Source organism: Sediminibacterium sp. TEGAF015 (assembly GCF_025997995.1).
Classification (GTDB): Bacteria; Bacteroidota; Bacteroidia; order Chitinophagales; family Chitinophagaceae; genus Sediminibacterium.
This window is the reverse complement of sequence record NZ_AP026683.1, coordinates 1,069,759-1,094,516: the sequence shown is the minus strand read 5'-3', so window position 1 is coordinate 1,094,516 and position 24,758 is coordinate 1,069,759. Positions and strand designations below refer to the sequence as shown.

The window sequence follows — 24,758 nt, the reverse complement described above, 5'->3', positions numbered from 1 at the left end:
TAGATTACATGCTGTTCTTTATTTTCTGCTTAGTAAATATTCACTTCTCTCTCTAAAAGGATTCCGAATTTTTCCTGAACACTCTCAATAATTTCACTGGACAAAGCATAAATATCAGTTCCGGTAGCTTTGCCATAATTTACCAATACCAGGGGTTGCAATGGGTAACAGCCTGCATCTCCTTTTCTAAATCCTTTCCAGCCCGTTTGTTCAATCAACCAGGCCGCCGGAACTTTGGTCATAAACTTATCGCTACCCGGAAAACCTGGAATTCCGGGATATAATTTTTGAAGTGCTTCGTAAAAAGTTTGATGTATTACCGGGTTTTTAAAAAAGCTGCCGGCATTGCCAATCTTGCTAGGGTCTGGTAATTTACTTTGCCGAATCTGTATTACTGCATTTGCAATGGCTTCAATGCTTAATTCCTTTACACCCTTTTGCTCCAGTGCCTGTTCAATATTTCCATAGCTGATGGTAAATTTTGGCTGTTTCCTTAATTTATAAGTTACCGAAATAATCAGAAACTGATTGCGAAGGGATTGCTTGAAAATACTTTCGCGGTATCCGAACTGGCATTGCGCATGCGTAAATTGAACCAGTTCGCCGTCGGGTAAATGCATCGCTTCCAGGCTTTCGAAAACATCCTTGATTTCTACACCATATGCGCCAATATTTTGCATGGGAGATGCGCCCACATTGCCCGGTATCAAGCTCAGATTTTCAATTCCCTGGTATTTATTTTCTACGCAATACTGCACAAAAGCATGCCAGTTTTCACCAGCCATTGCTTTAATGTACACATAGTTGTCATCTTCGTTTACTTTACTGATGCCCTTCAAATTATTCTGCAAAACTAGCCCGTCATAATCATGGGTAAACAATACATTGCTGCCGCCACCCAACACTAGTAGTCGCTGTTGTTGTGTTTTATTCCATTCGATAATTTCCTTTATTTCTTCCTGGCTTTCTGCGGGTACAAAATATCTGGCCATTGCATCAACCCCAAAGCTATTGTAGGGTTGCAAAGAAATATTTGATGCTATTTTTTTCATTTTAATAAACAGGGTCAGTATTTGGTATAATATGAACGGATCTGTATCGCTGATGTGTATGCAAGATGAGCATTTGCTGCTGTATGGCTTTTTTACAAGATAAAACAGTGTTGCCGTCTTTGGGTAGCTTAATCAGTAGTTCCCAAAGATATTGGTTCCTGATTCTGTCTACAATTGGTTGTGAGGGACCATTCATATACTGACCATATCCGGTAAGCAATCCTTGTTTCATAATCTTGGCTGCTTCTTCTGCAATCTGTTTGTCTTTATGTTTGAAAATTACCTGAATTAGTCTGGTAAAAGGAGGGTAGTGGAATTCCTTTCTGTTGGCAATTTCAAACTGATACAATCCCTTATAATGATGCTGCTGAACAAATGGCAATATAGGATGGTGGAGGTTACTCACCTGAACCAGTACTTTGCCCAGCCCGTCTTTTCTGCCCGCTCTTCCACTAACTTGTTCCATTAGCTGATAGGCTCTTTCATTTACTCTGAAGTCGGTAAAATTCAAAATGCCATCTGCGTCTACAATCCCTACTAAATTTACTTTTTCAAAATCAAGCCCTTTTACTACCATCTGTGTGCCCACCAGTATGTCAATCTTGTGTTGTTCAAATTGTTTAATGAGATTATCATGGTCGTGTTTGCCGCGAATACTATCGTAATCCATTCTGGCAATCACTGCATCCGGAAATGCTTCGGCAACCAGTTCTTCTATTTTCTCTGTGCCAAAATTTTTCTGAATAAAATGATGACTTCCACAGGCATGACAGGTTTGAAGCAGGGGATAAATGGTGCCACAGTAATGACAGGATAATTTCTGCTTAGCCTTATGAAAAGTTAGGGTTACATCACAGTGATTACAATGCGGTATCCAGCCACAGGTATCACAGAGCAGATAAGGGGCATAGCCTCTTCTGTTCTGAAAAAGAATAACTTGCTTCTTATCGTTCAATGTTTGCTGAATAGCTGCCAGTAAATCATCAGATAAGGGCTTTGCACTTCTTTCCTTTGCGGGTATTTTCTTCAGATCAATCAGTTGTATTTCAGGAAGTGCAACATCTGCATAACGCTCAGTAAGTGTTACCAATCCATACTTCCCCTGCTCTACATTATAATAGCTTTCAATAGAAGGGGTAGCTGATCCAAGTAAAACCTTTGCCTTGAACAATGATGCATAATATATGGCAGTATCGCGGCTATGGTATCTTGGTGCAGGATCCTGTTGTTTATATGACGCATCGTGCTCTTCATCACATATAACCATCCCCAGGTTATTGAATGGTAAAAACAAAGCAGATCGGGCACCCAAGACTACTTTGGTTTCTCCAGAATTGATTTTATTCCAGATTTCAACCCTTTCGTTGGGATTGAATTTGGAGTGGTAAATGGCTATATGACCTCCTAGGCTTTTTTGTAATCGGCGAATCATCTGAGCGGTTAAAGCAATTTCCGGTAACAGGTATAATACCTGTTTGCCTAATTGAATCTGCTCTTCAATCAGCTTCATGTACAACTGTGTTTTTCCACTTGCGGTAATACCATGTAACAAACACACGGATTTACTTTCAAAACAAGTCCGAATTTCCTTCAATGCTTTATCCTGCGCAGTCGAAAGTGAAAAATCGAGCTGTAAAAGTTTTGGAAGAGAAGGCAGTCTGTCTGCATTTCTTTTTTCTGCTATCAGAATTCCTTTCTCAATCAAGCCTTTTAACTGAGCCGCACTTGCATTGGCTTTTTTAAGTAACTCAGGTTGAGTTACTATACCAATTGTATTTTTTAAATGTAAATAAGCCAGCAGCAATTCCATTTGTTTAGGGGCCCTGCTCCAGTTATTTAAGAGTTGTTCCAATTGCTCTTCCTTTGCATATTTTGGATGCAAAAGAATATAGGTCTCTGTTTTTTGTTTGTATTTTTCTTTGAGTTCCTCCCAAACATAGCAGACTCCTTTCTCTACCAGTTTTTTTACAATCGGGTAAGTATTATGTGTGTCCAGTAATTGCTGTACTTCACTTATTTTTAATTCCCCTTTTATTTCCAATGCTTCAGCAACTATAAATTCCGAATCAGATAAATCGCTAAAGTCAAGACTTCTTTCCTCGTTCCATTGTAAAATACTTTCGCTAGACAATTTTAAATTGGCAGGAATAGCAGCCTGCATAACTTCTCCCTCCGAGCACATATAATAACCGGCAATCCATTCCCAAAGCTGTAATTGTTCTGCATGCACAACAGGTTGTGTGTCCAATATATTCAGAACCGGTGCAGGGTTTAAGCCGGGAGGGATATCGGTCAGTATTTTTTTTACGATGCCTGCGTATCGTTTGTTTTTTCTTAGAGCCACTTCTACCCGAATGCCAGGTGCAATGGAATCCTGAAATTGTTCAGGTACTTTCCATGTATAGTTTTTTGGCAGGGCCAGGGGAATAATGACTTCAACAAACAGTGGCTTCATTACAGCAAAAATACAGCTATGGCGTTGGATAACTGTTATATCGTTTTAAACCCGCTTCCATGATTTTATACACACGGTCTTTCAGTGCGGGTAAATCTTCCATGGTCAGTCCATTAACCGGAACTTCTTCCAGATACACTACCCTGTTTTGGCCAGGGGTCATTTCAAATAATGACTTATAATGCAATCTTTTTAATGTGTCTACCAGTAATAGGGGTTTAATAGGAGTCTGTGTTTCAATGGCAATTCTGAAAGCTCCGTCAAAGAAGGTTTTCAATGGCTGTCTGGTTTCATTAAATGTACCTTCAGGGAAAATGATAATTGAGATATTGTTTTTGATGGCCGCTTTTAAAGCTCTTACACTTTGTGCTCTTTTGGTGGCGTTTTGTCTATTCACCAGAATAACAGCTGCCTTGTATATCCATCCAAAAACCGGCACTTTAATCATTTCATATTTTCCTAATGCCCTTATTGGCTGATGAATGGCCAGTACAATAGGAGGGATATCCATATAGGAAATATGATTAGCTACAAAAATGTACTGCCGGCTTGTATCGTGCGGGTGTTCATATATTTCTTCGTGAACTACGCCAATGGTATAATACCAGAGTTGCGCCCATACACGGCAGCAACGGTATACCAAGTTCCCCCCTTTAATTTTACCTGCCGTTGCTGCCAGCATGGCAAATGGAAATACCAGCAGCATTACCATTATAAAAGTGATCAGTGCGTAAATGGAAAAAATAAATAATAGTCCTTTCTTAATTAGTCCCATAAGGGCAAAAGATATAAAACCCTCAAAGGATTACCAAATATTCGCCGCACCTGTTAAAAAGGAATCTACTTTTTTGGCACATTCTCTTCCTTCACTGATGGCCCATACAACCAAACTTTGTCCTCTTCGCATATCACCTGCAGTAAATACTTTTTGAATATTCGTCTGGTAGGATTTTTCGGTTGCCTTTACATTACCTCTTGCATCCAACTCAATTTCTAGTTTTTCCAGTAAACCTTCTTTTTGCGGACTTACAAATCCCATGGCAAGCAAAGCCAGTTCGCAGGGAATTACTTTTTCTGTACCAGGTATTTCTACAAAACCTGCTGCTTTTCCATCTTCATTAATTTTCCATTCCAGATTCACGGTAACCAATGCCTTTAAATTTCCTTCTTCATCACCAATGAATTTTTTGGTGGCAATGGCCCATTCCCTGTTGGCTCCTTCTTCATGTGAAGAAGTTGTTTTTAGGATGAAAGGATATTGTGGCCAGGGCATATACGGGGTTCTGCTCTCTGGTGGTTTAGGCATTAGTTCAAACTGGGTTACGCTGGCAGCTTGTTGGCGGTTGGCTGTTCCTATGCAATCACTTCCTGTATCTCCACCACCTATTACCACTACGTGTTTGCCCTTTGCAAGAATAGGTGCTGTTTCCAAAGCAATATCAGCAACTCTTTTGTTCTGTTGTTTTAAAAAGTCCATAGCAAAATGTACACCTTTTAACTCTCTGCCTTCAATGGGCAGGTCTCTTGGAATAGTGGAGCCTCCTGCCAACACAATGGCGTTGTATTCCCTCAGCAGGTCATTGATACTGATATTGACACCAACATTGGCATTGCACTTAAACTGAATGCCTTCCTGTTCCAATAAAGCTATCCTCCTTTCTACCACCCATTTTTCTAATTTAAAATCGGGAATGCCATAGCGCAACAATCCGCCAGGTTTGTCATCTCTTTCAAAAACAGTAACCTGGTGACCTGCATAGTTCAGTTGTGCGGCTGCTGCCAGTCCAGCAGGTCCTGATCCAATTACTGCCACCGTTTTACCTGAACGATACAGGGGTTTGTAAGGTTGTACAAATCCTTTTTCAAACGCTATTTCTATAATATGTTTTTCTATTTCCTCAATGGCAACCGGAGGTTGATTGATTCCTAACACACATGCCGATTCACAAGGAGCAGGACATATGCGTCCAGTGAATTCCGGAAAATTATTGGTAGATGAAAGTATCTCATATGCTTCCGCATAATTCTTTCGGTAAACGGCGTCATTAAACTCTGGAATTACATTGCCCAGCGGACATCCGTTATGGCAAAAGGGAACGCCGCAGTTCATACAACGGGCACTCTGCTGATTTAAAGATTCTTCCGGTAAGGAAGAAACAAATTCTTTGTAATGCTTTAGTCTGCTTGTTACAGGTTCTTTTACTGAAGCCGTTCTGTCAAATTCTAAAAATCCGGTGGGTTTACCCATGACTATTATTTTAGTAGTACCTGATGGTTCAGGTGTAAAAAAATTATTTTAATACAGTGCTGTTTTCTTTTTTCCTCGCCAATGCTTTTTTGTAATCGGTAGGAAAAACCTTAATGAATTGTGATAGCTGATTGTCAAAATCGTTTAAGATAAATGCAGCTACCGTGCTTTGGGTATACCTGTTATGATTTTCAATTAACGCTTTTAGTACACGGGCATCTTCTTCGCTTAAGGGATCCAGTTCAATCATTTCCATATTACAATGCTGCGCAAAGGTTCTGGTAGGGTCATAAGCATATGCAATACCTCCGCTCATGCCAGCTCCAAAATTTCTTCCGACAGCTCCCAAAATCACAGCGATCCCGCCAGTCATGTATTCACAACCATGATCACCAATTCCTTCTACTACTACTTTGGCTCCAGAATTTCTTACTGCAAATCTTTCTCCGGCTTTTCCTCTGATATAGGCTTCTCCTGAAGTAGCGCCATACAAAGCCACATTGCCGATGATGCTATTTTGTTCCGCAACAAATGCCGCTTTGGCATCGGGATACACAATCAGTTTGGCTCCACTCAATCCCTTTCCAAAATAATCATTGGCGTCACCTTCCAGTTCAAGGGTTACTCCATTGGTATTGAACGCACCAAAGCTTTGTCCTGCTGTTCCCTTAAAACTAAAATGTAAAGTGTCTTCAGGCAGTCCGTTACTCTTGTATACTTTGGTTATTTCATTCGAAACAATAGTGCCTACTGTTCTGTCGGTATTGATAATGGGAAATGCAGCTGTTACTTTTTCTCCTTTTTCAATGGCAGGTTGGGCGGCAGCCAGTAATTTCCAATCCAATACTTCACTTATGCCATGGTCTTGTAATTCTGATGCATATAATCCTGTACCATCCTGAGCTGGCTCCTGATATAAAATTTTAGATAAATCCAACTTGGTGTATTTCCAATGTTCAACATCAGTTCTTTGTTGCAGATAAGCGGATTGACCAATCATTTCATTCACGGTTCTGAAACCGAGTTCTGCCATGATTTCACGCAATTCCTGTGTAATGAATCGGAAGAAATTAACCACATGATCAGGATTCCCAGTAAAACGTTTGCGCAGGGTTTCGTCCTGTGTGGCAACACCCACAGGGCAGGTATTTAAATGACATTTGCGCATCATGATACAACCTTCTACAATTAATGCTGCAGTAGCAACACCCCATTCTTCAGCACCTAATAAAGCAGCAATGGCAATATCTCTTCCGGTTTTCATTTGTCCGTCGGCCTGAACTATAACTCTGGATCTTAGTTTGTTTTTCACCAATGTCTGATGGGTTTCTGCTAATCCTAATTCCCAGGGCAATCCCGCATGTTTCACCGAGCTCACCGGAGAAGCGCCTGTGCCTCCGTCGTGCCCTGCAATCAATACAACATCGGCTTTGGCTTTAACCACACCTGCTGCAATAGTGCCCACTCCAGCTTTTGATACTAGCTTCACATTGATGCGTGCAGCGCGGTTAGCATTTTTTAAATCAAAAATTAACTGAGCCAGATCTTCAATAGAATAAATATCGTGATGCGGTGGAGGAGAAATTAAACCAACACCAGGAGTAGCATGTCTGGTTTTACCAATCCATTCATCAACTTTATGACCCGGTAATTGTCCGCCTTCTCCTGGTTTGGCACCCTGTGCCATTTTTATCTGAATTTCATCTGCTTCTGTTAAATACAAGGAAGTCACACCAAAACGTGCAGAAGCCACTTGTTTAATAGCAGAACGCATAGAATCTCCATTTGGTAAAGGAGTGTAACGGATTTCATCTTCCCCGCCTTCTCCCGTATTGCTTTTTCCACCCAGTCTGTTCATGGCAATGGCCAATGTGGTATGTGCTTCCCAGGAAACAGAACCAAAAGACATTGCTCCGGTAGCAAATCTTTTATAAATATTTTCTGCGGGTTCCACTTCTTCAATGGAAATGGAAGGGCGATGGCTTACAAATTCAAACTGACTTCTTAATGTGCATGCCTGCTCGCTCTGGTTATTGATAAGTGAGGAATATTTTTTGAAAACAGAATAATCATTTTTCCGCGTTGCATCCTGCAGTAAGTGAATGGTTTGCGGATTGAATAAATGGAATTCTCCCTCTCTTTTCCATTGGTAAACGCCACCCACTGGTAGTCTGTCAATTACTTTGTTTTTCTTGCTGAAAGCAAAGAAATGTTTAGCCAATGTTTCTCTGGCAATTTCATCCAGTCCCATTCCTTCAATACGTGAAGTAGCGCCTGTGAAATACTGGTCAACAACTGAACTGTTGATGCCAATGATTTCAAATATCTGTGCACCCTGATAACTCTGTAAAGTAGAAATCCCCATTTTGGAAAACACTTTCAACAGTCCTTCATTAACTGCTTTGATATAGTTTTTCTTTAGTTTTTCAACGTCAAGTTCCGTTAGCAATTTCTGCGACATTTTCATGTCTCTGATAGAGGACAATGCCAGGTAAGGATTGATTGCTGTTGCGCCAAATCCAATCAGGCAGGCAAAGTGGTGCGTTTCCCATACATCTCCTGCTTCTACAATAATGCCGACTTGCCCTCTGTATCCTTTTTTAATTAAGTGATGATGTACGGCTGCTGTGGCGAGTAAAGAAGGAATAGGCGCGTGTTCGGAATCAATGGCACGGTCTGTTAAAATAATTACTTCAAATCCATCCTGCACTGCGTCAACAGCATAACGACAAAGGCGGTCGATGCCTGCTTTTAATGAGCCAGACTTTCCGTCTGCTCTGAAATACATTTGTAGGGTTTTTGCCTGAAACACACCCGTGTCAATACTTCTGATTTTTTCCAGCTCATGGTTATTCAGAATCGGATGTTGCAAAGCCACACTATGACAGGCGGTTGGTTCTTCTACCAGCAGGTTCCCATTACTCCCAGCAAAAGTGGCCAGTGACATTACCATTTTCTCGCGAATCGGATCAATCGGTGGATTGGTTACCTGTGCAAATAATTGTTTGAAATAGGAGCTTATATGTTGTGGTTTATTACTTAGTACTGCAAGAGGAGCATCGTTACCCATTGAACCAATGGGCTCTTTTCCATCAATGGCCATTGGTGCAATAATAGTGTCCAGATCTTCCGTGGTATAGCCAAATGCTTTCTGGTATTTAAATACCTGATCGTGTTCCAGATGCGTAAACATTACGCGTGGTTCAGGTAATTCTTCCAAACGAATTTTATATTTATTCAACCATTCTGCATAAGGTTTCTGCGAGCAGATTTTTTGTTTGAGTTCTTCATCTGAAATGATTCTTCCTTCATTCATGTCTACTACAAACATTTTTCCTGGTTGCAATCTGCCTTTCTCTTTTACGTTGGAAGGATCAATGGGGAGTACACCTGTTTCAGAAGCCATGATGACTCTGTTATCGTGTGTGATGGTATAACGGGAAGGTCTTAATCCATTTCTATCCAATGTAGCACCAATCATTTGCCCGTTCGTGAAAGAAATGGAAGCAGGTCCATCCCATGGCTCCATTAAACAGGCGTGGTATTCATAAAATGCTTTCTTTACAGGGTCCATGCTATCGTTGCCATCCCAGGCTTCCGGAATCAGCATCATCATTACATGTGGTAAGGAACGGCCTGTTAAAGTGAGCAGTTCAATCATATTATCCAAACAAGCAGAGTCCGATTGCCCGCTGGTAACAATCGGAAGAATCATGTCTAATTCCTCTTTGGTAAAAGCAGGAGTCGTAAATCCTTTTTCGCTGGAACGAAGCCAGTTCAGATTTCCCTGAAGGGTATTGATTTCACCGTTATGCGCAATGTATCGGAATGGCTGTGCCAGTTTCCAGGATGGGAAAGTGTTGGTAGCAAAGCGGGAGTGAACCAGTCCAAACGCAGATACGAGTCGCTTGTTGCTAAGATCTGTAAAATAATGGCGAACCTGATTGCTGGTTAATTGTCCTTTGTAAATAAGTGTTCTGGATGAAAGGGAAACAATATAAAATCCAATCTCATCTTTCTTAATGGTATTGTTTATGGTATGCGATGCATAGTTGCGAAGGATAAATAATTTTCTTTCGAATGCATCGGGGTCCTGAATATGATCGGGGCAGGCTATGAATACCTGTTCCATACAAGGCTCAACAGATAGGGCGGTAAGGCCAATGTTTTCTTTATTCACAGGAACTTTACGATAGGCTATAATTTCGAGACCCAGTTTTTCTGCTGCGCGATTAAAAATGTCTCTGCACTCTTCTCTCAGGCCAACAGATTTAGGGAAGAAAATCATACCGACGCCGTATTTGCCGGCATCCGGCAAGTGTTTGCCCAACTGAATACATTCATCAAAAAAGAATTCATGCGGAATCTGAATCAAAATACCAGCTCCATCTCCTGTATTGTTTTCACAACCGCAGGCGCCACGGTGTTCCATGTTTTCCAGGACAGTTAATGCATCTGAAATATGCTGATGACTTTTGTGACCATTGATATTGGCTACGAATCCAATGCCGCAGGCATCGTGTTCAAATGCGGCATCATAGAGGCCTCCATTGTTTTGGGTACTAAACATCTAGTCCAGTTTAAACGTGGGTTAATAATGGCGGCAATCTGAACTAAATTAAAGAAAAAGCCCTGTAATAAAAAATGTTATTTAAACTAATGGGCGTTAGTGTGAATAAAATCTAATAAAATAGATTATTGGTTAGAAAAAATTTAAGAAATAAGGTAAACGTTGCTCTCTTTAAATGCTTCGCGAATAGAAGCTTCCGGTTTTGCTTTGAATAGTCCAAAGAGGGTAGATCCGCTTCCGCTCATGGCTGCATAGCTGGCACCTAATTGATACAACCGATCTTTTATTTCCTGAATAGCCGGATAAGCTTTTGCTATTGGTGCTTCAAAATCATTGCTCAATTGTTCTTTCCAGTTCTCAACTGGCAATTGCATAATGGCTTTCAAATCTTTGCCTGAAGAACCGGGTGTAATTTGTTCAAATGCCCATTTCGTATTTACATGAATTCCGGGATTCACCAATACAAAATGCCAGGCGGATAAATCGAGTGCAATGGGTTCGAGTATTTCTCCTCTGCCTGTTGCATAACAAGCCTGATTCAAGATAAAAAATGGACAGTCGCTACCCAGTTGTGCTGCGTATTGAATTAACTGTTCTTTGCCTAGCTCCAGTTTGTACTTGTTGTTTAATAATTGCAATGCAAATGCGCCATCTGCACTTCCTCCACCTAGGCCTGCACCCATGGGAATGGTTTTGTGCAAATGCATTTTAACGGGTGGTAACTCAGGAAAATCTTTTTTCAGTAATTGGTAGGCTTTTAAACAAAGGTTATTGTCTGCAGTGCCGGGAATGGATAAACCTGTTGATTGAAACGAAAGCGAAGTGGCGGAAATAATTTCCAGCATATCTGTTAAAGCAACCGGATAAAAAACAGTTTCTAATGCATGAAAACCATCCGGCCTTTTACCCGTGATGTGTAATCCAAGATTTATTTTACAATTGGGGAAACAGACCATGTCTTAAATGCCTTGCACTATTTTCTTTTTTTCAACTCATCCCGAATGGCAATGGCGCGGATATAATCTTCCTGCTCTAATACTTCATTCAATAAAAGATTGAGTTCTTCAATGTTCAGGGAACTTAAATCGGAACGATCACTGCTGCTGGCAGGTTCTTCCACACCCACAGCTTCCATTTTAGGTTTTGGGGTACCTCCTTCTTCCAAAGCAATACCTGCAGATTCCAGAATTGTATCGTAGGTAAATATTGGGCATCCAAATCGCACCGCCAAAGCCAGTGCATCGCTGGTTCTGCTATCAATTTCAACTGTATCGTTATCTGTATAACAAACTAGTTTTGAATAAAAAATTCCTTCCTGTAAATCGTTGATGATGATCTCTTGTAATTCTACCCCAAATGCATTCATGAAATTTTTCATCAGATCGTGTGTCAGGGGTCTGCTCGGGTGCATATTTTCCAACGCTACTGCAATGGCTTGTGCTTCAAAACCGCCTATAACAATGGGGAGACGACGAAGTCCATTTACTTCACCCAGCACAACTGCATAAGAGTGGGTCTGTGTAATGCTATGTGAAAGCGCAACAATTTCCAGTTCAATCTTCTTCATAGTGTGTGCTAAATTAACTCAAAAAAGCGAATGATTTATGCCGTTTGCTGTTTCTTCAGCCATTTATCAAAATAGAAAGTTCCAAAAGGGAAAAATGCAGCTAGAAAAACATAGATCAGGTAGCGGAATGGCCAGTTTTCCTGTTCCTTCACCCAAAGAGCCAGTGCCAAATAGGCAACAAACAAAACACCGTGTGCCCAGCCTGTATACTTCACAGCTAATGGGTAGCCCGCTAAATATTTTAAAGGCATTGCTATTGACAATAAAACCAATAAGGAAATTCCTTCTGCATACCCGATATAACTAAAAAGTGGATGGTTATGCTTTTTTGTTTTTTTCATGGATGCAAATTTACCCCAAATTGATGCATATTACAGCACTGTTTAAACCTTTTACCTATCTTAAGTATCCAAAAGAAAAACAGTTTTTATGCCCCTTTACTCAATTCATGAAATACCTTCCTGTAATTTAATTGAAGGATACGACGCTCAGTTTATACATACAGCACAGGCTACGTACTCTCATGTGAAAGCAGCTGCCGGAGCAGTTTTGCCGAAGCATTCGCATCCACAGGAACAGGTATCGTATATTTTAGAAGGAAAATTTGAACTGACCGTTAACGATATTCCGTATGAGCTTGAACCTGGTCAGGTATTTGTAATTCCATCGAATGCCTTGCACAGCGGAAGGGCAATAACAGATTGTTTTATACTCGATGTCTTCACGCCAGTGCGTGAAGACTATCGAGAAAAAGGTGGAATTCAATTGGGATAAACCCGTTTGTATTATGCGCCTGCTTTCAATTTTTGAATAGCAGCAGTTAATTGTGGTACTACTTCAAAAGCATCTCCTACGATACCGTAGTCTGCTGCTTTAAAGAAAGGAGCTTCAGGGTCTTTGTTGATAACAACAATTACTTTAGAACGGTTTACACCGGCCAAATGCTGAATAGCACCTGAAATACCAATAGCAATGTATAAGTTAGGAGCAACCTGAACACCGGTTTGTCCTACGTGTTCATGGTGCGGTCTCCAGTGTGCATCGCCAACAGGACGGCTACAAGCAGTAGCAGCACCCAGTTCTTTGGCAAGGTCTAACAAAATGCCCCAGTTTTCTGGTCCTTTTAAGCCGCGACCGCCACTTACTACAATATCTGCCTCTGTTAATGGTACTTCGCCTGTAATTTTATTAATAGCAGTTACTTTTACACGAGGCTGACCTACTGTAGCAGCAAAAGCAGCTACAGCCGCAGTTCCTTCTGTTGCAACTGTTTTATAAGAATTCGGATTCAAAGAAATTACTTTCACCGGAGACTGAATGCTTATGTTGGCAAAAGCCTTTCCTGAGAATACGGTTTTCTTTACAACAAAACCATTGCTGGTATCTGGTAGTGCGCAGGCACCTGCAACCAATCCTGCTTTTAGTTTTGCAGCAACACGTGCAGCAACTGCTTTACCTGTTTGGTTGTGTGAAAATACTAGCACATTTGCTCCGCTTGCTGTGGCAGCTTCACTGATTACACTGGCATACAATTGTGCATCCAGGTGATTCAATGTATCGTTGGCAACCTGATGAATTTTAGTTACTCCGTATTTTCCCAAAGCAGATAAATCTTCGGTAACAGTTCCCAGCACAATTCCTTCTGCAGTTGTGCCCATTTGTTTGGCAAGGTCAACACCATAAGTGATGGCTTCCAAAGAAGATTTTTTTACTTGACCTTCTGATTGATCGATAAATATTAACACTGACATATTGTACAATTTGAATGGTTAAAAGCAATTCAATGCTTTGAAATTTTAGATGGCTTTTGCTTCCTCGTGTAATAATCTTACCAGTTCTTCCACGTTGTCTGGTGCTACCAGTTTAACGCCTGCTTTTGCCGGAGGCAACTCAAAGTTCACAACAGTGGTTAATGCATCTATTGCAGCTGGTTCAACCACTTTCAATGGTTTGGTTCTGGCAGCCATGATACCACGCATGTTAGGAATACGTTGTTCGGCAACACCCTTCTGGCAACTTACCACCACGGGTAAAGCCACTTCCGCCGTTTCTTCTCCACCTTCAATTTCACGAACAACCGTTGCTGTAGTTCCGTTTAAATCAAATTTGGTGGCCAGTGAAATATACGGAGCGTCAATCATTTCTGCAATCATACCTCCAATAGAAGAGCCGTTGTAGTCAATGGTTTCTTTACCGGTAAAAACCAGGTCATATCCACCTTGTTTGGCAACTTCAGCAATTTGTGCAGCAATATAATACGCATCACTGTTATCGGTATTTACACGAATCGCTTCGTCTCCACCCAGTGCCAATGCCTTTCTGATGATTGGCTCTGCATCTGCATTTCCAACGGTTACCAGATGAATGGTAGCTGCTGGATTGGCTTCTTTTAATTCAATGGCTCTTACCAATGAATACCATTCATCGTAAGGATTGATAATCCATTGCACGCCTGCTTCATCAAATTTGGTATTGCCATCTGTGAAGGCAATTTTGGCAGTGGTGTCTGGTGTTTTGCTAACACAAACTAAAATCTTCATATGGATCTAATTTTTCTTTTAAAATAGTTGTTTATGCAACTATCGCAAATATACTATGAGAAACTAATAACTGTTTGTATTTAACCAAAAAATAACCAAAAAGTTTCCGGGATCATTCATTGGCAGGAGACTTTCCCTCTTCTTTCTTGCTTTCTCTGGCAAAAAATGCAGCAAGGGCAGCCAATTCTGCATTCGTTATCGTATTGTCCATTTTAGACAAAGCCTCATCGGAGAGGGCTTTATCCAATTCTTTTTCGTCTTCTTTGTGTTGGTCTTTTTCCACCTTGTAAAACTACGGAATTTCATACTTTAGTTGCATGAACAGGATAGCGCGAATTCAAGAGATGTTAAAAGAAAATCCTTCGGATCTTTTTTTAAGGCATGCATTGGCATTGGAGTGGATTAAAGTGGGGGAGGATGCCCAAGCCCGCCTTTTATTTGAATCCATTCTCACTGATGCGCCTGATTATGTTGGGTCATACTATCACCTGGCTAAGTTACTGGAAAGAACAGGTGAGAACGAAGCCGCCATTTCCTGGTACGAAAAAGGAATGGCTGCTGCAAAAGAAGCCAAAGATCAACATGCCTACAATGAATTGCAGGCTGCCTATGAGGATCTGGTTTATTAATATTGTTTTGCTGAATTTTATTTTAACGATTGCAATCTATTGCCATGTCTTACGATTACAACAAATACAAAACCCCAACAGGCACTGAACTGTCCTGTAAAAGCTGGGTGCAAGAAGCTGCTTTGCGCATGTTGCTGAACAATTTAGACCCTGCTGTTGCAGAGCGTCCGGAAGATTTAATTGTATACGGCGGCAGAGGAAAAGCTGCCCGCAATTTTGAAGCGCTGGATGCTATTATAGCAGCTTTGAAATCGATGGAGAATGATGAATCCCTGTTGATTCAAAGTGGTAAACCCGTCGGAATCATGCGGACGCATGCAGATGCACCAAGAATACTCATTAGTAATTCACAGCTTGTTCCTAACTGGGCCAACTGGAAACATTTTACAGAACTAGAACAAAAGGGGCTAATGATGTATGGCCAGATGACTGCTGGAAGCTGGATTTATATTGGCTCGCAGGGAATAGTGCAGGGAACTTTTGAAACCTATGCTGCTATTGCTGATAAACATTTTGGCGGAACCTTAAAAGGCACACTAAATGTAACAGCAGGGTTAGGCGGTATGGGGGGAGCACAACCGCTGGCCATTACCATGAACGAAGGGGTGGCACTGGTTGCAGAAGTAGAAGAATGGCGCATCAATAAAAGAGTGGAGACCCAATATTTGGATGAAAAATATTCAGACATCAATCAGGCCATAGATCAGGCACTTGTGTACAGAGCAAGAGGGGAAGCAAAAAGTATTGGCGTGTTGTGCAATGCCATTGATTTGTTAACTGCTTTGTTGAATAGAAATATTATCCCTGATACCTTAACAGATCAAACTTCTGCACATGATCCGTTGATTGGTTATACACCGCATGAAATGAGCAATGAAGCCGCTGCTAAAATGCGCGAGTCTGATCCGGAAGGATATATTGCCAGAAGTTATGAAAGCATGTATTTGCATGTACAACTGATGTTGCGTTTAATGGACAAAGGAGCCATTACATTTGATTATGGAAACAATATCAGAGCAAGGGCTCAGGAATATGAAACGCAACAATCAGCGAAAGGAAAAATACTAACATTACCTGCCGGAAGATCTTTTGATTTTCCGGGATTTGTGCCGGCCTATATCCGTCCTTTATTCTGTGAAGGAAAGGGGCCATTCAGATGGGCTGCATTAAGTGGCGATCCTGCAGATATTGCGGTAACTGATCAGGTGATTCAGGATTTGTTTCCTGAAAATAAAAGCATGCAACGCTGGATGAAAATGGCTAAAGAAAAAATTGCTTTTCAGGGTTTACCAGCAAGAATCTGTTGGCTGGGACAAGGCGAAAGAGAAAAGGCCGGACAGGCATTCAATGAACTGGTTAGAACCGGAAAAGTAAAAGCGCCTATTGTTATTGGACGCGATCATTTAGATACGGGTTCAGTTGCTTCGCCCAACAGGGAAACAGAAGCCATGATGGATGGTTCTGACGCGGTAGCCGACTGGCCAATACTGAATGCACTAATGAATACTGCCGGAGGCGCCAGCTGGGTTTCCCTGCATCATGGTGGAGGAGTTGGAATGGGCTATTCCATTCATGCAGGTATGGTGATTGTTGCAGATGGAACTGATGCCGCAGCAGCAAGACTGGCAAGGGTTTTACACAATGATCCGGGTATTGGTGTAATCAGACATGCAGATGCCGGATATGCCATTGCAAAAGAAACTGCAGCCAAACATCATTTAGGTTTATAATATTCATCCATCTATCACAAAAACCGCAAAACCGCATGGGTACATGCATAAGTTTTGTATTATTACTTTATGAAAAACATCCCGCAAACATTCCACAAAAAACTGGGCCTGCTGGCAGTAGGACTTGGTTTTGTTACGATGCCTGTAATGGCACAGGAGCAATTGAATCCAACAGTTGCTGCCATCATTAAAGAAGCCAATGACAACTCACAGTTAAAACGACTGGGTCATGAGTTAATGGACGGTATTGGCCCCAGATTGGTAGGATCATCTAAAATGCAACAAGCAAGTGATTGGGCCATTGCTCAATACAAGAACTGGGGAATTGAAGCGAAGAGAGAAAACTACGGAACCTGGAGAGGTTGGGATCGTGGTATTACCCATATTGATATGGTTGCACCCTGGACAAAATCATTGGAAGGAACACAGCTGGCATTCAGCCCTTCTATGAAAAAGCCTGTAACGGCTGAAACAATTATTCTGGCAGATGTTGCAGATTCATTGGCTTTTCAGGCATGGTTGCCGAATGTAAAAGGGAAATATGTGTTGATTGCTATGCCTCAACCCACAGGAAGACCCGATTATAACTGGAACGAATTTGGTACCAAAGCATCCATCGATAAAATACGCAAAGAGCGAACTGAAGCAACGGAGGCCTGGAGAAAGCGCATCAGCAAAACAGGATTAAGTGCGGCAAAATTAGCGCAGGCGCTGGAAAATGCAGGAGCAGCAGGAGTGATAGGAAGCTTATGGAGCAATGGTTTTGGCGTAAACAAAATTTTTGCGGCCAATACAAAGAAAGTACCAACCCTTGATATTGCTTTGGAAGATTATGCTTTGTTGTATCGCTTAACAGAATCAGGGCAGGCTCCTAAACTGAACGTTTTTGCTCAATCTAAAGAATTAGGAGTTGTTCCCACTTTCAATACCCTTGCTGAAATCAAAGGAACTGAAAAGCCGAATGAGTATGTAATGTTGTCTGCCCATTTTGATTCATGGGATGGAGGAACCGGTGCTACAGATAATGGAACAGGTACTTTGGTAATGATGGAAGCCATGCGAATTCTGAAAGCGGTTTATCCCAATCCAAAGAGAACGATTCTGGTAGGCCACTGGGGTTCAGAAGAACAGGGATTAAATGGCTCGCGTGCATTTGTAGAAGATCATCCGGAAGTGGTTCAAAATTTACAGGCCCTGTTTAATCAGGACAATGGAACCGGTCGCGTAGTGAATTTGGGCGGTGCAGGATTTAAATATTCCAAAGATTTTATTACCCGTTGGTTAGCTGCTGCTCCGTCTTATATCAGAGATACAGTTAGAACTAGTTTTCCTGGTTCTCCTGCCGGAGGTGGTTCGGACAATGCTTCCTTTATTGCAGTAGGTGCGCCTGCATTTTCTTTGGGTGCATTGGGTTGGTCATACGGTAACTACACTTGGCATACCAATCGGGATACCTACGACAAAATTGTTTTTGATGATGTAAAGCACAATGCAATTCTTACTGCTATTCTCGTTTACATGGCTTGTGAAGATCCGGAGCGTATGCCAACCGAAAAGGCAGAACTACCTGCTGGGCCTCGTGGCCCTCAGACCTGGCCAACTCAAACCAAGGCCAAGCGTGCAGGTGGATATGATAATTAATGAATAACAAATAAGTAAATGATGAAAAAATATTTTGGGTTACTGATGGGATTTGGCTTGCTGGGCTCTGCTTTTATTGCGGATAAAAATGGAGGCAATAAAGCGGATGCTGGCAATTTCATGCCTGACGGTCAATCGCGTGTAACTACTACTTATAAAAATCAGCCGATTAAAACAGGTGCTGATCAAACTGATAAGTATATTAGTTATTTAAAAGGAAAGAGGGTAGCACTATTGGCAAACCCAACTACCATTGTCGGAGATAAGCATTTTGTTGATAGCATGCTGAAGCGCGGGGTTAATATTGTAAAAGTATTTGGTCCCGAGCATGGATTCAGAGGCAATGCCAGTGCAGGAATTAAAGTTGCCGATGAAGTAGACCCTGCTACCGGAGTAAAAGTGGTATCACTATATGGCCCAAAACGCAAGCCTTCCAAAGAAGACATGGCCGATGTAGATCTAATGATTTTTGATATTCAGGATGTAGGATGTCGTTTTTACACTTATATCAATGTTCTCAGCCATATCATGGAAGCCTGTGCAGAAAATGGAAAAGAGCTGCTGATATTAGACAGACCCAATCCCAACGGATACCTGGTAGATGGTCCTATTCTGGATATGAAATTTAAATCGGGTATTGGTATGTTCCCTATTCCTATAGCACACGGAATGACCATCGCAGAATTTGCGCAGATGATTAATGGTGAGGGATGGTTACCCAATAAGATGCAGGCCAAGCTAAAAATTATTAAAGTGGCCAACTATGCACACGATATGGATTATGTATTGCCGGTAAAGCCTTCTCCCAATTTGAATACGCAGCAAAGCATCATGCTGTATCCAACAACTTGTTTGTTTGAGGGAACAGTATTGAATCATGGAAGAGGAACTCAGTATCCATTTACCATTTTTGGTAGTCCGTTGTATAAGGGAATTTATGATTTCTCATTCACTCCTGTTTCCATTAAAGGAATGGCAGAGACGCCGCTGCACATGGATAAAGTATGTTATGGCATTGATTTGCGTAAGGTAGATATTGCTGAATTAAAAAAGAAGAACAGGATCCAGATTCAGTGGATGATTGATTTGTACAACAAGTTCCCTGAAAAGGATAAATTCTTTGATCGATCTCAGAGCAATCAAATTGGGGATATCAATAAATTGATTGGAAACGATGTATTCAGAAAACAGGTAGCCGAGGGCAAATCTGTTGAAGAAATTTATGCTAGCTGGGAGCCTGGTTTGTCTGAATATAAAACCATGCGTAAGAAATATCTTTTATACCCTTAGTAAGTATTGGTCATATCTGTATCTACACAAATAATAAAGTCTGCTTTGCCTTTGTTCTCGGCAAGCAGACTTTTTATATTGGCCTGACTTACCGTAGAGATAGTGCCGATTTTAAGATCAGGTTTTTGTTGTTTCAGATACCAATTGATGCCATCATAATTATCTGAATGATAGGCGCCGTTGTAATGTAAAAACATTCCACCAGGTCTGAGGTTTTGCAGAATGAAATGGGCCATAGTTGCATCTTTACTGGCTTGCGCTTTGGGCATATTTTCTGTTGCATGCACTCCCATCATTTTCATCATGTTTACATAACCGGGTAAGTTAGCATCATAGGGCATAGGTAAAGGTGCTATCCATTTTTTTTCTTCTTCTGAAAGACTGTCCAATTTTGTGAATCCGCCCTTGTTTACCAGTGCTGCATATTTTCTAGGAATATTCGTAGCTATAAAGGGAATAGCATTCGCTTTTGCATAGTTCACCAATGGCGCATAGTCGGTAGGATAATTTTTCCAGAGCCTGGCATTGGAGTCTAACCCTTTTGCACTGAGTTTGCCAGCCAAGTATTGATTTAGAGGTTCTTGGTTATCTGCCTCAAACATTTCAGCGCCCAGTACCATTTGTCTTTCACTATGTAAGTCTTTGGTTACAGACAGTTGAAGCCAATGCGCAATGGCATTGTTGTGGTATTCACCGAATAATACAATGTCCTTATCTTTTAATTGGCGAATCATTTTTGCATAAGACACTTTTTTCCCATTCGCATCAAATAAAGTATATGGACTTTTTTCTTGTGCAAAAAGCTGTATAGTTATAGAAAAAAAGAAAATGGGTAAAAGGAACTTTTTCATGATATATAATTGTTCCTTAAATGTAAGGATATTCTAATCAAACAAGCTGCCCTGTGTTGCTTTTAGTTTAGGTACGATGGCTTTTAAATGTTCAAGCGAATATCTAACTTCTGGATTGATGGTAATGACAGGACTAGGACCATATCTGGATGCAATTAACACTTCTGTTTCATTTGCATGTGGAAGGAAAGTTTGTAAAGCCAACTCTGGATGATTGTTCTCTTTTGACAAATGCGAGAGCAGTAAATGGCTCATGTTTCTGGGTCTATAATTGCGGAACAAATCCAATGCTTGTTTATTGGAGATATGTCCAAGACCATTGGAGATTCTATCTCTTAAGGGCTGTGAATAGCGACCTTTACGTAGCATTTCTTCATCATAATTAGATTCTAGAAAAGCAGCATGGCATTGTTGAAAATAATGTGAGACCCTGTTACAAGCAACACCAATATCGGTAATGACGCCAATATGTATACCCTGATAACTTACTACAAAACTATGTGGATCGGCCGCATCATGTTCCTTGCGAAAAGGAGTGACCATCATTTGGTTGTCTGTAGTATTTTGCTGGCCCACATAAATGGGCTGATTTGCTATAAAAGTTTTAGATAAATGTCGAATCAGTTTAGGCCCGCCTTTTGCCGTTTCCAGAGTGATGTAAATGGGGATTTTATATTTATTGGCAACCGTAGAAAGACCTCTAATATGGTCAGTATGCTCGTGAGAAATAAAAATGGCTCTTACTTTTTGTAAGGATAAATCCAGTTGTTTCATTCTGATTTCTGTTTCTCTAAGCGAGAGGCCAACGTCTATCAATATTGCATCTTCTTTGTTGCCTATATAGTAACAATTGCCATTAGAGCCGGAATTCAGTGAAGCGATTTGTAGATTCATGAAACGCAAATAAATGCCAAAATTAGAATACTGCCATCTAACTGGCATGTAATTTGTTTTATTCTCATTAAAATAATTGAATATGAAAAAAACTGCAATCTCGATGGCCTTATTCTTTGCCAGTGCATTACAGTTGCAGGCACAGTCTAAAGCGCCAAAGTCACTTGGTTTGCCTGGGGACAATTTTAATTTATATGCGGCATTGAAACTGTTTCAGGAATCTAGAACTTTAGAAGTATTTGAAAGAAATATTAACGATCCCGATCAAAAAATTAATAACCTGGATTTAGATGGGGACGACCGGATTGATTATATACGGGTTACAGACCGGGTTCGCGATGATGTGCATAGTATAACACTTCAAGTAGGATTGGGAAACCAAGAAGAACAAGATATTGCCGTCTTTGTTGTTGCCAAGGATAATCAGCAAAATGTGTTTGTACAGGTTATTGGAGATGAAGATTTGTATGGAAAGGATTACATAATTGAGCCTAATTATAATGAAGATTATCAATTGCAAAGGAATAGGGAAGGTACCCCCAATCCTGCATTTCAATTTGAGTATGAAGATGAATATATTCCGGCTACCCGTAACACAATCAGTTATGTGCAAGTAGCCAATTGGCCAATTGTAAAATATATTTATGTGCCCACATATCGTCCATGGGTATCCAACTGGGGCTGGAATCGATACCCATCTTGGTGGAGACCATGGAGACCTTATTCATGGCATTGGTATGCGGGATTCCATTACAACTATTTCAATATTTATTTTGGATTTTACCATAGAACCCATGTGTATAGAAATCCCAGTTGGTACAATTGGCATTATGGTAACAATGGGTGGAGATCTAGATCGGTAGTATATGTTGATCGGTACAAAAAAGGCTATTATAAAACCACCTATTCTCGACCTCAATCATTTGAGATAGGTTACGGGGTTTCGAGAAACAGGGTGCCCGTTCATATGCGACCAAGTTCATCAACACGTCCTATGCCTGGCAATGTAAGGCCAGGAAATAATGGGGGAAGAAGTAGAGAAATCAGGCAAGAACCACCCGGAAGAGGTAGCAGGGAATCCAATGGTAACGGCAATGGAAGGGGCAGAAGTAATGGTAATGGAAATAGAAATGGCAATGGAAACGAAAATGGAGGCCGACCTTCCAGACATTATAATTAAATTGCAGCATGTCTGAAAACTTTGTTTCCAAAGATCCACTCCATGGTAAAACCCTGGAGTGGATCTTGAATTATCTCGTGCAACATTTTGGCTGGGAGGATCTTGCTCGCCTCATTCAAATCAATTGTTTTAAAAACAATCCCAGTATTAAATCTTCACTTACTTTTTTGCGTAAGACTCCTTGGGCTCGCAAAAAAGTAGAAGATCTTTACATCAGTACCCTTTAATTTACGCTAATTAAATCGGTGGTTTTAATAATGTCTTCCACTGCATTGTATAAAGTGTCCAAATCGGCCTGTGTATTGAATGCCTGAATAGAATATCTCAAGTAAACTTCATCTCCATGCGGCATTACAGGTATTTCAATTTTGTATTCATTGAACAATACATTTTTTAAAGCCGTTGGTTCCTGGGTGCGAATGGGGATACTGAATAATTGAAGAATAAAATCTTTGTTTACCGGTGCAAGTGGTTTGCTATTGACCAAATCACAAAATCGCTCAGCATTGGAATGAACCATTTGTCTGCATTCCAATGCTACATTGTGCCAATTGTGCTGCTGCATAAATTCAATGGCTTTGGGAATGCAAAGAAAAGCAGAGAAATCTCTGGTACCTTGCGTCTGATGATAATCTAAAAAGGAGGAATGAGAGGGGGTAGTGCTATTGAATCCCCAGCTGATTACCAATGGATCCAATAACCGTTGAAAGGCTTTGCTTACATACAGGAACGTACTGCCTTTTGGTGTCATCATCCATTTATGACAAGCTCCTGTATACATATCTGCACCCAATTCCTTCAGGTTTACCGGTGCCTGAGCAGGTCCATGTGCCCCGTCAATAAAAGTAGGAATGCCCATTTCTTTTGCTTTGGCACAAATGGCTTCAATGGGGAATCTTAGACCAGTTGAACTAGTGATATGACTAATAAAAATCAGACGGGTTCTATTGGTTATGCCCTTAAAAAATTCTTCTACAAAAGTTTCTTTCGTGGTTAAGGGTAAAGAGATAGGCTGTCGTTTATAATGGGCTCCTGCTTGCGCACAATAGTATTCCCAGGTTCTGTCGCAGGCACCATATTCCAGATTGGTCGTTACCACTTCATCACCTGCTTTTAAGGGGAAATTTTTTGCCACAAGGTTAACGGCATGAGAAGGATTAACCAGATAAACCAGATCATCTGCATGGCAATTTACAAATGCGGCCAGCGCTTCTCTCGACTGTTGCAGATATTCCAGTCCTGTTTTTACAATAAACAATACAGGTTCCTGTTCTAGTTCTAGCTGGTATTGCTGATAACGGTCAAAAATGGGCTTAGGGCAAGCGCCAAAGGATCCGAAGTTTAAAAAAGTCAGGTCTTTTCGAACCAGAAACTCATTGCGAAGTTGTTCAGTGATCATGAAAAAGTTTTTTAATGCTGTTCCAAAGTAAACCAACCAGTAATATACATGCAGCCAGTAATAAAGTTAGTCCCTGTAACCGATTGTAAACAAGTCCTGCCAATACTCCTCCCGCAAAGAAAAAAAGAATGATGGTGAATCGCAGTTGAATGGATCGGGCCAGTTTCTTTTTCTGTTCAATACTATGATAAAAAAACCATTGGGAAAGCTCAATTCCAAGGTCGGTAAATAGTCCGGTTAAGTGGGTTGTTCTAATATTAGCTGCCGAAATTTTGGTAACCATGGCATTTTGCAATCCCATAGAAAAAAGCAGCAAAAAAGCAATGGCGTCAGTATTTTTTTTCAGGAACATAGGCATCAGTAAGCCTGTCCCTGTAAGTAAAAGTATTTCCAAAAATACAGGTAACGTAAAAGCATATTTTCTGGCTGTCCTGATAAGCCATTCAATCAGGAGATTGGAACAGAATGCGCCGAGTAAAAAGAAAAAGATATAATACAGATAGATAATCCCTTCCCAGAATTGAAAGCGATCAAAAGCTTCTATAAAAAAGGCAAAATGGCCAGTTACATTGGTGGTCAATTTTTGGATGGCCAAAAAACCAACCACATTTACCATGCCCGCAACTGTAGAAAGAATGGACGCCACTGCAAGGTTGGCAAATAAATTTTCCTTGCCAATAGGGTGTCTAAACATTTGCGAATTTGTATTAGA

General features: G+C 40.8%; 22 protein-coding genes. 7 read left to right on the top strand and 15 right to left on the bottom strand.

Features of this window, described 5'->3' with window-relative positions:
- Nucleotides 1-29: 29 nt before the first annotated feature.
- From murB to TEGAF0_RS04855, 8 genes are all read right to left on the bottom strand, one after another.
- Nucleotides 30-1,052 (bottom strand): UDP-N-acetylmuramate dehydrogenase, encoded by a 1,023-nt coding sequence (gene murB, locus TEGAF0_RS04890; protein ID WP_264900530.1) that lies wholly within the window; start codon nucleotides 1,050-1,052, stop codon nucleotides 30-32.
- A gap of 1 nt (nucleotide 1,053) precedes the next feature.
- The gene (gene priA / locus TEGAF0_RS04885) at nucleotides 1,054-3,507 is read right to left on the bottom strand and encodes a replication restart helicase PriA (RefSeq protein ID WP_264900528.1); all 2,454 of its coding nucleotides are present in this window, start codon (nucleotides 3,505-3,507) and stop codon (nucleotides 1,054-1,056) included.
- 16 nt (nucleotides 3,508-3,523) lie between these two features.
- Nucleotides 3,524-4,282: a lysophospholipid acyltransferase family protein gene (locus tag TEGAF0_RS04880; protein ID WP_264900526.1), complete on the bottom strand. Its 759-nt coding sequence runs from the start codon at nucleotides 4,280-4,282 to the stop codon at nucleotides 3,524-3,526.
- Nucleotides 4,283-4,312: 30 nt separating this feature from the next.
- Nucleotides 4,313-5,755: a glutamate synthase subunit beta gene (locus TEGAF0_RS04875; RefSeq protein ID WP_264900524.1), complete on the bottom strand. Its 1,443-nt coding sequence runs from the start codon at nucleotides 5,753-5,755 to the stop codon at nucleotides 4,313-4,315.
- A gap of 43 nt (nucleotides 5,756-5,798) precedes the next feature.
- The gene (gene gltB, locus TEGAF0_RS04870) at nucleotides 5,799-10,325 is read right to left on the bottom strand and encodes a glutamate synthase large subunit (protein ID WP_264900523.1); all 4,527 of its coding nucleotides are present in this window, start codon (nucleotides 10,323-10,325) and stop codon (nucleotides 5,799-5,801) included.
- 143 nt (nucleotides 10,326-10,468) lie between these two features.
- Nucleotides 10,469-11,281, bottom strand: a complete 813-nt coding sequence (locus tag TEGAF0_RS04865) for a 4-(cytidine 5'-diphospho)-2-C-methyl-D-erythritol kinase (RefSeq protein WP_264900522.1) — start codon at nucleotides 11,279-11,281, stop codon at nucleotides 10,469-10,471.
- A gap of 17 nt (nucleotides 11,282-11,298) precedes the next feature.
- A complete protein-coding gene (locus TEGAF0_RS04860; RefSeq protein ID WP_264900520.1) occupies nucleotides 11,299-11,892 on the bottom strand; it encodes a bifunctional nuclease family protein in 594 nt (197 codons plus the stop codon).
- 35 nt (nucleotides 11,893-11,927) lie between these two features.
- Complete coding sequence (locus TEGAF0_RS04855; RefSeq protein WP_264900518.1) at nucleotides 11,928-12,233, bottom strand: DUF3817 domain-containing protein; 306 nt, start codon at nucleotides 12,231-12,233, stop codon at nucleotides 11,928-11,930.
- Between the two features lie 88 nt (nucleotides 12,234-12,321).
- Here TEGAF0_RS04855 and TEGAF0_RS04850 point away from each other — a divergent pair, with 88 nt between their 5' ends.
- Nucleotides 12,322-12,666, top strand: coding sequence for a cupin domain-containing protein (locus tag TEGAF0_RS04850; protein ID WP_264900517.1), 345 nt, complete (start codon nucleotides 12,322-12,324; stop codon nucleotides 12,664-12,666).
- A gap of 11 nt (nucleotides 12,667-12,677) precedes the next feature.
- On the opposite strand, the gene TEGAF0_RS04845 is transcribed toward TEGAF0_RS04850, so the two are convergent.
- The 3 genes from TEGAF0_RS04845 to TEGAF0_RS04835 all read right to left on the bottom strand — a co-directional run bounded on the left by TEGAF0_RS04845 (nucleotide 12,678) and on the right by TEGAF0_RS04835 (nucleotide 14,715).
- Entirely contained in the window at nucleotides 12,678-13,643 is a 966-nt protein-coding gene (locus tag TEGAF0_RS04845; RefSeq protein ID WP_264900516.1) for an electron transfer flavoprotein subunit alpha/FixB family protein, read from the bottom strand.
- 45 nt (nucleotides 13,644-13,688) lie between these two features.
- On the bottom strand, nucleotides 13,689-14,432 hold the full coding sequence (locus TEGAF0_RS04840; protein WP_264900514.1) for an electron transfer flavoprotein subunit beta/FixA family protein: 744 nt from the start codon (nucleotides 14,430-14,432) through the stop codon (nucleotides 13,689-13,691).
- A gap of 112 nt (nucleotides 14,433-14,544) precedes the next feature.
- Entirely contained in the window at nucleotides 14,545-14,715 is a 171-nt protein-coding gene (locus tag TEGAF0_RS04835; protein WP_264900511.1) for a hypothetical protein, read from the bottom strand.
- A 34-nt stretch (nucleotides 14,716-14,749) separates the two neighbouring features.
- Here TEGAF0_RS04835 and TEGAF0_RS04830 point away from each other — a divergent pair, with 34 nt between their 5' ends.
- From TEGAF0_RS04830 to TEGAF0_RS04815, 4 genes are all read left to right on the top strand, one after another.
- Entirely contained in the window at nucleotides 14,750-15,061 is a 312-nt protein-coding gene (locus tag TEGAF0_RS04830; protein WP_264900510.1) for a tetratricopeptide repeat protein, read from the top strand.
- Between the two features lie 44 nt (nucleotides 15,062-15,105).
- Nucleotides 15,106-16,791 (top strand): urocanate hydratase, encoded by a 1,686-nt coding sequence (hutU, locus tag TEGAF0_RS04825; protein ID WP_264900508.1) that lies wholly within the window; start codon nucleotides 15,106-15,108, stop codon nucleotides 16,789-16,791.
- A gap of 69 nt (nucleotides 16,792-16,860) precedes the next feature.
- Complete coding sequence (locus TEGAF0_RS04820) at nucleotides 16,861-18,432, top strand: M20/M25/M40 family metallo-hydrolase (protein WP_264900506.1); 1,572 nt, start codon at nucleotides 16,861-16,863, stop codon at nucleotides 18,430-18,432.
- A 21-nt stretch (nucleotides 18,433-18,453) separates the two neighbouring features.
- The gene (locus TEGAF0_RS04815) at nucleotides 18,454-19,722 is read left to right on the top strand and encodes an exo-beta-N-acetylmuramidase NamZ family protein (protein ID WP_264900504.1); all 1,269 of its coding nucleotides are present in this window, start codon (nucleotides 18,454-18,456) and stop codon (nucleotides 19,720-19,722) included.
- Here the strand turns inward: TEGAF0_RS04815 and TEGAF0_RS04810 are convergent.
- Nucleotides 19,719-20,573 (bottom strand): ChaN family lipoprotein, encoded by an 855-nt coding sequence (locus TEGAF0_RS04810; RefSeq protein ID WP_264900502.1) that lies wholly within the window; start codon nucleotides 20,571-20,573, stop codon nucleotides 19,719-19,721. The two genes, TEGAF0_RS04815 and TEGAF0_RS04810, sit on opposite strands and share 4 nt — an antisense overlap.
- 33 nt (nucleotides 20,574-20,606) lie before the next feature.
- On the bottom strand, nucleotides 20,607-21,467 hold the full coding sequence (locus TEGAF0_RS04805) for an MBL fold metallo-hydrolase (protein ID WP_264900500.1): 861 nt from the start codon (nucleotides 21,465-21,467) through the stop codon (nucleotides 20,607-20,609).
- A gap of 82 nt (nucleotides 21,468-21,549) precedes the next feature.
- Here TEGAF0_RS04805 and TEGAF0_RS04800 point away from each other — a divergent pair, with 82 nt between their 5' ends.
- Nucleotides 21,550-22,647, top strand: coding sequence for a hypothetical protein (locus tag TEGAF0_RS04800; protein ID WP_264900498.1), 1,098 nt, complete (start codon nucleotides 21,550-21,552; stop codon nucleotides 22,645-22,647).
- 8 nt (nucleotides 22,648-22,655) lie between these two features.
- Nucleotides 22,656-22,874, top strand: coding sequence for a VF530 family protein (locus TEGAF0_RS04795; protein WP_264900497.1), 219 nt, complete (start codon nucleotides 22,656-22,658; stop codon nucleotides 22,872-22,874).
- Here the strand turns inward: TEGAF0_RS04795 and TEGAF0_RS04790 are convergent.
- Both TEGAF0_RS04790 and TEGAF0_RS04785 read right to left on the bottom strand, forming a co-directional pair.
- Nucleotides 22,871-24,046: an aminotransferase class V-fold PLP-dependent enzyme gene (locus tag TEGAF0_RS04790; protein WP_264900495.1), complete on the bottom strand. Its 1,176-nt coding sequence runs from the start codon at nucleotides 24,044-24,046 to the stop codon at nucleotides 22,871-22,873. The two genes, TEGAF0_RS04795 and TEGAF0_RS04790, sit on opposite strands and share 4 nt — an antisense overlap.
- A complete protein-coding gene (locus TEGAF0_RS04785; RefSeq protein WP_264900494.1) occupies nucleotides 24,036-24,740 on the bottom strand; it encodes a YoaK family protein in 705 nt (234 codons plus the stop codon). The genes TEGAF0_RS04790 and TEGAF0_RS04785 overlap by 11 nt, the downstream gene beginning before the upstream one ends.
- Between the last annotated feature and the right edge of the window lie 18 nt (nucleotides 24,741-24,758).

Coding starts and splice junctions, on each gene's coding strand:
- murB (WP_264900530.1), bottom strand. CDS start 1,052: ATGAAAAAAATAGCATCAAATATTTCTTTGCAACCCTACAATAGCTTT.
- TEGAF0_RS04800 (WP_264900498.1), top strand. CDS start 21,550: ATGAAAAAAACTGCAATCTCGATGGCCTTATTCTTTGCCAGTGCATTA.
- TEGAF0_RS04875 (WP_264900524.1), bottom strand. CDS start 5,755: ATGGGTAAACCCACCGGATTTTTAGAATTTGACAGAACGGCTTCAGTA.
- TEGAF0_RS04810 (WP_264900502.1), bottom strand. CDS start 20,573: ATGAAAAAGTTCCTTTTACCCATTTTCTTTTTTTCTATAACTATACAG.
- priA (WP_264900528.1), bottom strand. CDS start 3,507: ATGAAGCCACTGTTTGTTGAAGTCATTATTCCCCTGGCCCTGCCAAAA.
- TEGAF0_RS04865 (WP_264900522.1), bottom strand. CDS start 11,281: ATGGTCTGTTTCCCCAATTGTAAAATAAATCTTGGATTACACATCACG.
- TEGAF0_RS04850 (WP_264900517.1), top strand. CDS start 12,322: ATGCCCCTTTACTCAATTCATGAAATACCTTCCTGTAATTTAATTGAA.
- hutU (WP_264900508.1), top strand. CDS start 15,106: ATGTCTTACGATTACAACAAATACAAAACCCCAACAGGCACTGAACTG.
- gltB (WP_264900523.1), bottom strand. CDS start 10,325: ATGTTTAGTACCCAAAACAATGGAGGCCTCTATGATGCCGCATTTGAA.
- TEGAF0_RS04855 (WP_264900518.1), bottom strand. CDS start 12,233: ATGAAAAAAACAAAAAAGCATAACCATCCACTTTTTAGTTATATCGGG.
- TEGAF0_RS04790 (WP_264900495.1), bottom strand. CDS start 24,046: ATGATCACTGAACAACTTCGCAATGAGTTTCTGGTTCGAAAAGACCTG.
- TEGAF0_RS04860 (WP_264900520.1), bottom strand. CDS start 11,892: ATGAAGAAGATTGAACTGGAAATTGTTGCGCTTTCACATAGCATTACA.
- TEGAF0_RS04815 (WP_264900504.1), top strand. CDS start 18,454: ATGAAAAAATATTTTGGGTTACTGATGGGATTTGGCTTGCTGGGCTCT.
- TEGAF0_RS04840 (WP_264900514.1), bottom strand. CDS start 14,432: ATGAAGATTTTAGTTTGTGTTAGCAAAACACCAGACACCACTGCCAAA.
- TEGAF0_RS04820 (WP_264900506.1), top strand. CDS start 16,861: ATGAAAAACATCCCGCAAACATTCCACAAAAAACTGGGCCTGCTGGCA.
- TEGAF0_RS04845 (WP_264900516.1), bottom strand. CDS start 13,643: ATGTCAGTGTTAATATTTATCGATCAATCAGAAGGTCAAGTAAAAAAA.
- TEGAF0_RS04805 (WP_264900500.1), bottom strand. CDS start 21,467: ATGAATCTACAAATCGCTTCACTGAATTCCGGCTCTAATGGCAATTGT.
- TEGAF0_RS04795 (WP_264900497.1), top strand. CDS start 22,656: ATGTCTGAAAACTTTGTTTCCAAAGATCCACTCCATGGTAAAACCCTG.
- TEGAF0_RS04830 (WP_264900510.1), top strand. CDS start 14,750: ATGAACAGGATAGCGCGAATTCAAGAGATGTTAAAAGAAAATCCTTCG.
- TEGAF0_RS04785 (WP_264900494.1), bottom strand. CDS start 24,740: ATGTTTAGACACCCTATTGGCAAGGAAAATTTATTTGCCAACCTTGCA.
- TEGAF0_RS04880 (WP_264900526.1), bottom strand. CDS start 4,282: ATGGGACTAATTAAGAAAGGACTATTATTTATTTTTTCCATTTACGCA.